At 46.6% G+C, this 875-nt stretch carries 1 pseudogene; it reads right to left on the bottom strand.

The annotated features are described in order from the left end of the window. Positions 1-875, bottom strand: a pseudogene (locus tag GMD1S_RS08300) (fibronectin); the annotation flags it as partial.

Here is an 875-nt window from a genome sequence, read left to right as displayed (position 1 = left end):
GCCTGGTCCTTGCTAAAGAGCGTACCTGGGAAGAGACCAACTAGATGGGAAACGTGACGGTGGTGATTTTCAATCCCTTCATTTGTGAATTGAGGATTGTCCTCCTCGTACCATTCCTTGATGCGTCCCTCTTTGTTGATGTGAAGCGGTTTGAGTTTGTCAAATTTAGCCTTGACCTCTGTGACTAAGTCTTGGTCGACATTCAGATGGTTGGCGACTTCCATGTAGTCGTGGAATAACTGCCAGACTAGCGATTGGTCAAAGGTATTTCCGATGGTAATGGTCCCGTGTTCAGGTGAGTAGGATGGAGAAGACACCCAACGGTCACTGGCCTTGTCATAGTGCAAGAAGGAGTTCCAGAACTTGGCAGTCTCCTTGAGCATTGGGTAAATCTTTTCTTTGAGATAAGTCTCATCCTTGGTGAATTTGTAGTAATCATAGACGTTTTGCATCATCCAAGCGTTAGCTGCTGGAGACCAACCCCAATAGTAATTCCAACCAGGAGTAGTCCAGCCAAATGGTGTTGCCTGGGTGTGGACCAGCCAACCATTTTCTTGTCCGTCTTTGGATTCGATGCCAGCGTATTCCTTGGCAGCGATACGACCATAGTAGCGCATGTCGTCAATGTAATTGATCATTGGCTTGGCTGTTTCAGCAAGGTTGCTCATGTAGGCTGGCCAATAGTTCATTTGCAAATTGACATTGAGGTGGTAGTCGGCGTTCCAAGGTGGATTGTCTACAGCATTCCAGACTCCTTGTAGGTTGGCAGGAAGAGCATCTGTCCGATCACGAGACGAACTGATGAGTAAATAACGTCCGTATTGGAAGAAGAGTTCTTCCAATTTTTGCCCTTTTTCTGGGTTATAGCCTTGAAG

Source organism: Streptococcus sp. GMD1S (genome assembly GCF_000296875.1).
Classification (GTDB): domain Bacteria; phylum Bacillota; class Bacilli; order Lactobacillales; family Streptococcaceae; genus Streptococcus.
This window is presented reverse-complemented; position numbering and strand designations above follow the sequence as displayed.